Here is a 9,477-nt window from a genome sequence, read left to right on the forward strand (position 1 = left end):
CCAGGACTGGCCGGCAACCAAGAAGTGTGCTCGCCGACTACACAAGGAGTCCGCCTGTGGCTGAACGCTACGGAAAAGGGCTGTTGGGATGGGCCGCCGTGCTCGTCATCCTGGCCCTGCTGGTCCACTGGATCGGCATCGACACGATCGCGCGGTATCGCGACGATCTTGGGTTCTACCTGCAAGCGCACCTGGTACTGGTGCTGGCTTCGATGGCGGCGGCGCTGGCCGTGGGCATCCCCGCCGGCATTGCGTTAAGTCGACCGCACCGGGTCGACAAAGCCGAGCGCTTCATGCAGTTGTTCAACGTTGGTAACACCATCCCTCCCCTGGCCGTTCTGGCCATCGCCCTGAGTATCCTGGGCATCGGCGCCGGGCCCGCGATCTTCGCGCTGTTCCTCGCCTCCCTCCTGCCCATCGTGCGCAACACCTACGAGGGCCTGAAAAACGTCCCCGCCTCGCTCAAGGAAGCCGCCACCGGCATCGGCATGACCCCGCGTCAGCAACTGTGGCAGGTGGAACTGCCCAACGCCGTGCCGATCATCGTTGGCGGTGTGCGCGTGGCCCTGGCGCTGAACGTCGGCACCGCACCGCTGGCGTTCCTGATTGGCGCCAACAGCCTGGGCAGCCTGATCTTCCCCGGCATCGCCCTGAACAACCAGCCACAGCTGCTGCTGGGGGCTGCCTGCACCGCACTGCTGGCGCTGGCGCTGGACGCGGCGGTGAGTTTTTCCAGCAAGCGCTGGCTGGAACGTGGCCTGGCCAAATAAAGATAGGGAACGTATGAACAAGAGAATCGCCTTGCTGCTGGGCGCGGCCCTGCTGTTCGCAGGATTTGCCCAGGCAGCGGAAAAACCACTTGTCCGTATCGGCGCGCGGGTGTTCACCGAACAGACCGTACTTGCCGAAATCACCGCGCAATACCTGCGCGCCAACGGTTTTGATGTGCGCGTCACCAGCGGCCTTGGCAGCAACATCGCACGCCAGGCCCAGGAAACCGGCCAGCTCGACCTGATGTGGGAATACACCGGCGTGTCACTGGTGTCGTACAACCATATCGACGAGCGCATGCCCAGTGCCGAGGCCACCTACGCCAAGGTCAAGGCACTGGACGCGAAGAAGGACCTGATCTGGCTGACCCCGTCGAAGTTCAGCAACACCTATGCGCTGGGCCTGCCCAAGCAGGTCGCCGAGGCTTATCCGCAGATCAACTCGATCAGCGACCTCAACCAGGTACTGCGTGACGAAAGCCACCGCAACCACCTGGTGGCGCTGGACACCGAGTTCGCCAACCGCCCGGACGGCCTGGTAGGCCTGAAAGCGATGTACGACCTGCAAGTGGGCCGCGCCAACATCCGCCAGATGGATGCCGGCCTGGTCTACACCGCCATGCACAACAACCAGGTGTTCGCCGGCCTTGTGTACACCACCGATGGTCGCCTGAACGCGTTCAACCTCAAGCTGCTGGAAGACGACAAGCACTACTTCCCCGACTACACCGCCGCCCCGGTGGTGCGCAAAGCTGTGCTCGACGCCAACCCGCAGCTGGCCGGCCTGCTCAAGCCACTGGCCGAACAGCTGGATGACGCAACCATGCGCCAGCTCAACGCCAAGGTCGATGTCGAGCACCAGAACCCGACTGCCGTGGCCGCCACCTTCCTGCGTGAGCACCCACTGAACAGCGAGGGCCAGCCATGAACCTGATCGATACCTTCAACCACCTGGACTGGGCCCAGGTGCTGCAACTGACCTGGCAGCACATCATGCTGGTCGGCGTCGCCGTGGGCCTGGCGATCGTCGTCGGCGTACCGCTGGGCATCCTCATGACCCGCTTCCCGGCCGTCGCCGGCCCATTGCAGGCCAGCGCCACGGTGCTGCTGACCATCCCCTCGATCGCCCTGTTCGGCCTGCTGCTGCCGTTCTACTCCAAGTTCGGCCAGGGCCTCGGGCCGCTGCCGGCGATCACTGCGGTATTTCTCTACTCACTGCTGCCGATCATGCGCAACACCTACCTGGCCCTGACCAACGTCGAGCCCGGCATCCGTGAAGCCGCGCGCGGCATCGGCATGACCTTCGGCCAGCGCCTGCGCATGGTCGAACTGCCCATCGCCGTGCCGGTGATCCTCGCCGGCGTGCGCACCGCCGTGGTGATGAACATCGGCGTGATGACCATCGCCGCCACCATCGGCGCCGGCGGCCTTGGCGTACTCATCCTCACCTCCATCAGCCGCAGCGACATGTCGATGCTGCTGGTCGGCGCCGTGCTGGTCAGCCTGCTGGCAATCATCGCCGACCTGCTCCTGCAAACCCTGCAACGTGCCCTGACTCCAGAAGGACTGCGCTCATGATCGAACTGAAGAACCTCAGCAAAACCTTCAACGTCAACGGCAAGGACGTCAAAGCCGTCGACTCGGTAAGCCTCACCGTCAACGAAGGGGAAATCTGCGTGTTCCTCGGCCCCTCGGGCTGCGGCAAGAGCACTACCCTGAAAATGATCAACCGCCTGATCACGCCCACTTCCGGCCAGGTGTTCATCAATGGCGAAGACACCACCGGGCTGGACGAGGTCACCCTGCGCCGGCACATCGGCTATGTGATCCAGCAGATCGGCTTGTTCCCCAACATGACCATCGAGGAGAACATCACCGTGGTGCCGCGCCTGCTCGGCTGGGACAAACAGAAGTGCCATGAACGCGCCCGCGAACTGATGCACATGATCAAGCTGGAGCCCAAGCAGTACCTGCAGCGCTACCCGCGCGAGCTGTCCGGCGGCCAGCAGCAGCGTATCGGCGTGATCCGCGCCTTGGCGGCGGAAGCGCCGGTGCTGCTGATGGATGAGCCGTTCGGCGCGGTCGACCCGATCAACCGCGAGATGATCCAGAACGAGTTCTTCGAGATGCAGCGGGCCTTGAACAAGACCGTGATCATGGTCAGCCATGACATCGACGAAGCGATCAAGCTGGGCGACAAGATCGCCATCTTCCGCGCCGGCAAGCTGTTGCAGTTGGACCACCCGGACACCTTGCTGGCGCACCCGGCGGACGAGTTCGTCAGCAACTTCGTCGGCCAGGACAGCACCCTCAAGCGCCTGCTACTGGTGCGTGCGGAGGATGCGGCAGACAACGCGCCATCGGTGAGCCCGCAGACGCCGGTGAACGATGCGCTGGAGCTGCTGGACGAGCACGACCGCCGCTACGTGGTGGTGACCGATGCGCAGAACAAGGCACTGGGCTACGTGCGCCGGCGTGACATGCATCGCCAGCAAGGGACTTGTGGCGACTTCCTGCGGCCGTTCAATGCCACGGCGTCGCATGACGAGCATTTGCGCATCCTGTTGTCGCGGATGTACGAGTTCAACCGGGCGTGGCTGCCGGTGCTGGATGCCGAGCAGGTGTTCCTGGGCGAGGTGACGCAGGAGTCGATTGCGGCTTATTTGAGTTCGGGGCGTTCGCGAGGGGCGAAGACCAGCATTGTCTCGCCGGCCGAGGCGGTGGTTTCGTAATCGCCGGGGGCGCAGCGCGCCCCCGGCAATCTAGGCTCAAAACCCAAGTAACGGATTGCCTGTGCCGGCCTCTTCGCGGGCTTGCCCGCTCCCACAGGGATATCACTATCCTCCAGGCCTGCGCTGTACCTGTGGGAGCGGGCAAGCCCGCGAAGAGGACCACACAAATGTCAGAACCCTACACTGGCCTGCACATAGAAGGTCCGCGGCTCACCCACATAGATGCCAGCATTGTTGTCGCTGGAGCGGGTGAAGTACTGCTTGTCGAACAGGTTCTTCACCCCCGCCGCCAGCTTCAGGTTGGACATCTGGGGCCCGAACTCATACCCGCCACGGGCATGCCAGGTCACGTAACCCGGAATATCACCGTACTGCCCATCCGCACTCGGCTCGGTGATGTAGTCACCGTTGAAGCTGCCATCGGCATTGATCCCGGTACCCGGCGCGCGCTGCTTGGATTGGGCGTAGGCATCCAGGTTCCAGGTCCAGTGGTTGACCGCGTAACGCACCCCGGCAGTGGCCACCTGGCGTGAATAGAACGGCAGGTCACGGCCCTCGAAGCCAGGAATGTCTCCTTCATAAGTAGCGCGGGTATAGGTATAGCCACCGCTCACCGACAGCCCTTCCAGGCGCGGGTCCAGCCCGTCCAGGTCATAGCGCACCGAGGCCTCGATCCCCTGGTGCTTGGTCGCACCGAGGTTGGTCCAGCCCACGTCGTTGCTGATGTACTGCAGTTCGTCATCGAAGTCGATGTAGAACGCCGTCAGCTCACCGGCAAAGCCACCATTGTCATAGCGGGTACCGATTTCGTAGGTCTTGGCCTTTTCCGGCTCCAGGCCATTGGCCGTGCTGTTGCCAGTACCACCCTGGCCCAGCTGGAAGTACTGCAGGCTGCCGAACGAGGTCTCGTAGTTGGCGAACACCTTCCACGCATCGGAGATGTGGTACATCACGCTCAGCGCCGGCAGTGGCTCGTTGCTGGTGATGCTGCGTTTCTTCTCCGGCACCGGCTGGCCGTTGGCACCGAGCACCGGGCGGTCGCGCCAGTCGGTGTTGATATGCTCGAAGCGGATACCCGGGGTGATGGTCCAGTTACCCACGTCGATCTTGTCGTCGATGTAGTAGGCGCTGGCCTCGGTACCACCGCTGCGGTCCTGGAACACATGGCCGTCGGAGGTCGGGGTCGGCGTCGGCACGTTGTCGATCAGCGCCAGACGGGTCGACTGCTCACGCATCGCTTCCTTCAGGTAGCGGTAACCCACGCTGACTTCCTGGGTGGTCGGGCCGGCGAAGAAGATCCGCGACAGCCGTGGTTCGATGGCGAAGGTGTGGTAGTTGCGCGGGTACGACGACAGGGTCTTCATGTCGCGCGAGGCAATGGAGCTGCCGCGGAAGCTGTCGGTGTAGTAGGTCAGCACTTCGAACTGGGTGGCGTCGTCGAGCTGGCGCTGCCACTTGAACGACACGTCCTTGCGCCGGCCGGCAAAGTAGTCGTAGTCGCGCAGCGACTGGTACGGGTTGCTGTCGTATTGCGCCTGGGTCAGGCCGCCGGGCATGTCGGCTCGGCCGTCGTAGTAGTGGAAGTTGAGCCAGAACTCGTCAACGTCGGTCGGCGCCCAGTGGGTCTTGAGGATGACGTCGTCGATGTCGTTGCCGTTGTTGCTTTCACGGTAGCCGTTGCCATTCACCCCGGTGTACAGCAGCGCCACGCCCATGCCGTTGTCCGCCGTGCCGCCGACGAAGGCCGACTCGGTGTGTTTCCAGCCACCATGCTGGGAGGTTTCCAGGGTGGTGGACAGCTCGGCCGAGGCCTTCTCCGGGATAGCCCGGGTAACGAAGTTGATCACCCCGCCGACGTTCTGTGGGCCATAACGCACGGAGCCGGCGCCACGCACCACGTCGATGCTGTCGAGGTTGCCCGAGGAAATCGGCGCCATCGACAGCTGCGGCTGGCCATAGGGCGCGAAGGCGGCCGGGATGCCATCGATCAGCACCGTGGAGCGTGGCGACAGGCGCGAAGTCAGGCCGCGAACACCTACGTTCAGCGACAGGTCGCTGCCGCCGGTGCCGTTGGAGTCCTGCACCTGCACGCCCGGGATGCCGCGCAGCACGTCGCGCACGTTCATTGCGCCCTTCTCCACCATCGCCTCGCGGCGTACCACGGTGCGCGCGCCGGGGTGGTTCTGCACCACGCTCTGCTGGGCATCGCCCAGCCAGTCACCCACCACCTTGATGTCGGTGGGCGCCAGCTCCAGGCTGCCGGTGGTGAGGGTGCCATCGGCCTGGGCCGGCTTGACCACCACGGTGCCCTGGGACATCTCGTAGGTCAGGCCGCTGCCTTGCAGCAGCTGCTGCAGCGCCTGCTCGGGCGCCAGCTGGCCGGACACCGCCGGGGCCTGCTTGCCGGCCACCAGCTCGGGGCTGAAGAACAGCTGCAGGTTGGTCTGCTGGCCCAGCTGGTTCAGCGCCGAAGCCAAGGGTTGGGCCTGGATCTGGATGGTGCTGCCGGACTCTGCGGCCTGGCTGTTGACGGCCACGGCGCTGACCGCCAGGGCCAGCGCCAGGGCGCGGAAGCGTGGGAAGGGCTTGTTGTTGTTCACGTCGTCGAAACTTCCTGGAATACGGAATAAACGCCAACCGCATGCAAATGGAAATGCTTGGCAGTTGCAGCTGGCGGGGAAGACGAACGAGCGGAAAAAAACCTGAATCTATTTCGCGATTATTTCGCGCGAGCCATCTTCATGGGCCTTGATGGCCACCGGCAGGATGCTCGGCAAGGCACGCAGCAGCGCGTCGGTGTCGTCGGTGCTGAAGGTGCTGGACAGCCGCAGCTGGGCGACTTTACCGGGGGCGACCCGCAGCGGCTGGCTGCGGTAACGCGAGGCTTCGACCACCACCTCGGCCAGGGTGGCGTTGTCGAACACCAGCCTGCCTTGGCGCCAGGCAGTCAGGGCGCCGGTATTCACCGCATAAGGCGCCGCCACCTGGCCTTGTGCATCTATATGCGAGCCCTGGCCCGCCGTGAGCTGCGCCAGCGAGGCGCCCTTGCCCTGCACACGCACCGAGCCCTGCTCTACCGCCACGCGGGTGCTGGCCGGGTCCAGGCGGACGTCGAAACGGGTACCGGTGACAGTCACGCTGCCCTGGGCGGTGTCGACCACGAACGGCCTGCCACTGTCGTGGGCGACGGTGAACATCACCTCACCCGCCATCAGCCGGACATGCCGCTGGCCGGCGCTGAAAGCGACCTGCACTTGCGTGCTGCCGTTGAGCTCAAGGTGCGAACCATCCGGCAGTTCGACCTGGCGGCGTTCGTTGAAGGCGGTCTGCAAGCTGCCCTGGTGATTCAGTTGCTGGTAGTGCCAGCCGCCCCAGCCCAGGCCCAACGCCAGTGCGGCCACGCTGGCGGCCAAGGCCTGGCGCACGAAGCGCCGACGTGGCAACTGGCGTACCGGTGCCGGCTGGCACAGCGCTTCCAGGCGCTGGCGTGGGATGAAGTCGGTGGCCTGCCACAGGCGGGCGAGCTGCTGGTACTCATCACGGTGCCGTGCATCACCTTCCAGCCAGGCGTGCAGCTGCGCCTGCAGCCCGGCATCGCGAGGCGCATCCTGCACCCGGGCGAACCACGCGGCCGCCTGCTCGCGGACGGTATCGGTACCGTGCTGTTTCATCGAAAAGGTCTCCTGACTCATCATGCCGACACATCCAGGTGCTCACGCAGATGCCGGAGCGTGCGGATCATATACTTTTCGACCATGTTCTTGCTCAACCCCATGCGCTCGGCGATCTCGGCCTGGGTCAGGCCTTCGAGCTTCTGCCAGATGAACACCTGCCGGCAATTGAGCGGCAGTTCGGCCAGCGCCCGCTCGACACTGTCGGCCAGCTCCAGCGCATGCACGTAGGCCTCGGGGTCGCCACTGCCGGCCACGCCTTCGTCGAAGGCTTTCAGCTCCAGGGCCTGGCGGCGGTCCTCGCGCCGGAAACCATCCACGGCAATATTGCGTGCAGTCTGGTGCAGGTAGGCGCGTGGCTGCTCGACCTGCTCGCGCGGGTTTTCCAGTACCCGGACAAAGGCATCGTGGGTGAGGTCCTCGGCCTGCTGTCGACTGCGCAACTTGCGCGTCCAGGTGCCGATCAGCTCATGGTAGTGGTCGAGGAAGCCTTTGGGTCCGGACACGGTCGGGGTCATCAGGGAGGCAGACAAGGGTGCGAATAGTAATGTTTCTCATCAAACACGGCAATTCCGCCAGTCGGTAACAAAAAATTTATCGTCTTTTTCATGCACGGCGGTGCCAGGAAAATGTGGCCATAAATATGAACACCTGAGGCCCTTTCGCGGGCACGCCCGCTCCCACAGGAGCCGCGAGATGCCTGTGGGAGCGGGCGTGCCCGCGAAGGAGCCAACGCGCTCCATTCCACTATTTTTTACGCTTGAAACACTCCGGGGAACATCAGCCGGTCACATGGGTCGGTTATTCAAATGGCAGGTCGTCGATCCGCGTCGATCACGCCCGGATTGCCTGTTGATTCTGCATTCTTCACGCCCTAAAGTGCGCGCCGAACGTCCATGCTGGAAACGATCCATCCGGCTCAAGTACTGAGTAGGCGAACCAAAGTGGGGATACGGAGGACGTTCAGTTTGCAGCCACTTAAATTTTCAGTTTGCCCATGGAGTCCCTGAGCATGTCGATCCAGGTCGAAGACTATTTCGCGCGTGACACCTTCCAGAAAATGAAGGCGTTCGCCGACAAGCAGGAAACCCCGTTCGTACTCATCGACACCCAGATGATCAGCCAGGCCTATGACGACCTGCGTGCTGGTTTCGAATTCGCCAAGGTGTACTACGCGGTCAAGGCCAACCCGGCCGTGGAAATCATCGACCTGCTCAAAGAGAAAGGTTCGAGCTTCGACATCGCCTCGATCTACGAGCTGGACAAGGTGCTGGGCCGCGGCGTAAGCGCTGACCGTATCAGCTACGGCAACACCATCAAGAAGTCCAAGGACATCCGCTACTTCTACGAGAAGGGCGTGCGCCTGTATGCCACCGACTCGGAAGCCGACCTGCGCAACATCGCCAAGGCCGCACCGGGTTCGAAAGTGTACGTACGTATCCTCACCGAAGGCTCGACCACTGCCGACTGGCCGCTGTCGCGTAAATTCGGTTGCCAGACCGACATGGCCATGGACCTGCTGATCCTCGCCCGCGACCTGGGCCTGGTGCCTTACGGCATTTCCTTCCATGTTGGCTCGCAGCAGCGCGACATCAGCGTGTGGGATGCTGCCATCGCCAAGGTCAAGGTGATCTTCGAGCGCCTGAAGGAAGAAGACGGCATCGAGCTGAAGCTGATCAACATGGGTGGCGGCTTCCCGGCCAACTACATCACCCGGACCAACAGCCTGGAAACCTACGCCGAAGAGATCATCCGCTTCCTGAAGGAAGACTTCGGTGACGACCTGCCGGAAATCATCCTCGAGCCGGGCCGTTCGCTGATTGCCAACGCCGGTATCCTGGTCAGCGAAGTGGTCCTGGTTGCACGCAAGTCGCGCACCGCCGTCGAGCGCTGGATCTACACCGACGTGGGCAAGTTCTCCGGCCTGATCGAAACCATGGACGAAGCCATCAAGTTCCCGATCTGGACCGAGAAGAAAGGCGAGGCAGAAGAAGTGGTCATCGCCGGCCCGACCTGCGACAGCGCCGACATCATGTACGAAAACTACAAGTACGGCCTGCCGCTGAACCTGGCCATCGGCGACCGCCTGTACTGGCTGTCGACCGGTGCCTACACCACCAGCTACAGCGCAGTGGAATTCAACGGCTTCCCGCCGCTGAAGGCTTACTACCTGTAACGCAAAACGGGGCCGCAAGGCCCCGTTTTCATTTGTGCTTTCCTGTACCGGCCCTATCGCCGGCAAGCCAGCTCCCACAGGTACAGCACAGGCCTGGAGGACAGTGATATCCCTGTGAGAGCCGGCAA

Annotated in this window: 8 protein-coding genes; 5 read left to right on the forward strand and 3 right to left on the reverse strand. The window is 63.3% G+C overall.

Annotated features, from left to right (window positions below; translation table 11 throughout):
• Positions 1 to 56: 56 nt before the first annotated feature.
• From B2790_RS24775 to B2790_RS24790, 4 genes are read left to right on the forward strand one after another with little or no spacing between them, the layout of a single operon-like run.
• The gene (locus B2790_RS24775; RefSeq protein WP_286919988.1) at positions 57 to 770 is read left to right on the forward strand and encodes an ABC transporter permease; all 714 of its coding nucleotides are present in this window, start codon (positions 57 to 59) and stop codon (positions 768 to 770) included.
• A 13-nt stretch (positions 771 to 783) separates the two neighbouring features.
• Positions 784 to 1,698, forward strand: coding sequence for a glycine betaine ABC transporter substrate-binding protein (locus B2790_RS24780; RefSeq protein ID WP_286919989.1), 915 nt, complete (start codon positions 784 to 786; stop codon positions 1,696 to 1,698).
• On the forward strand, positions 1,695 to 2,348 hold the full coding sequence (locus B2790_RS24785) for an ABC transporter permease (RefSeq protein ID WP_085616832.1): 654 nt from the start codon (positions 1,695 to 1,697) through the stop codon (positions 2,346 to 2,348). The genes B2790_RS24780 and B2790_RS24785 overlap by 4 nt, the downstream gene beginning before the upstream one ends.
• Positions 2,345 to 3,502, forward strand: coding sequence for a betaine/proline/choline family ABC transporter ATP-binding protein (locus B2790_RS24790; protein ID WP_286919990.1), 1,158 nt, complete (start codon positions 2,345 to 2,347; stop codon positions 3,500 to 3,502). The genes B2790_RS24785 and B2790_RS24790 overlap by 4 nt, the downstream gene beginning before the upstream one ends.
• Before the next feature lie 170 nt (positions 3,503 to 3,672).
• Here B2790_RS24790 and B2790_RS24795 read toward each other — a convergent pair whose 3' ends face one another.
• The 3 genes from B2790_RS24795 to B2790_RS24805 form a co-directional block, all read right to left on the reverse strand.
• Positions 3,673 to 6,102 (reverse strand): TonB-dependent siderophore receptor, encoded by a 2,430-nt coding sequence (locus tag B2790_RS24795; RefSeq protein WP_286101089.1) that lies wholly within the window; start codon positions 6,100 to 6,102, stop codon positions 3,673 to 3,675.
• A gap of 108 nt (positions 6,103 to 6,210) precedes the next feature.
• Entirely contained in the window at positions 6,211 to 7,173 is a 963-nt protein-coding gene (locus tag B2790_RS24800) for a FecR family protein (protein WP_286919991.1), read from the reverse strand.
• A gap of 20 nt (positions 7,174 to 7,193) precedes the next feature.
• On the reverse strand, positions 7,194 to 7,691 hold the full coding sequence (locus tag B2790_RS24805) for a sigma-70 family RNA polymerase sigma factor (protein WP_286919992.1): 498 nt from the start codon (positions 7,689 to 7,691) through the stop codon (positions 7,194 to 7,196).
• Between the two features lie 494 nt (positions 7,692 to 8,185).
• Between B2790_RS24805 and B2790_RS24810 the strand changes: the two genes are divergently transcribed.
• A complete protein-coding gene (locus B2790_RS24810) occupies positions 8,186 to 9,349 on the forward strand; it encodes a type III PLP-dependent enzyme (protein WP_025337787.1) in 1,164 nt (387 codons plus the stop codon).
• Positions 9,350 to 9,477 lie beyond the last annotated feature (128 nt).

Origin of the sequence: Pseudomonas sp. UBA6753, from assembly GCF_002453565.1 — a bacterium.
GTDB lineage: Bacteria > Pseudomonadota > Gammaproteobacteria > Pseudomonadales > Pseudomonadaceae > Aquipseudomonas > Aquipseudomonas putida_Z.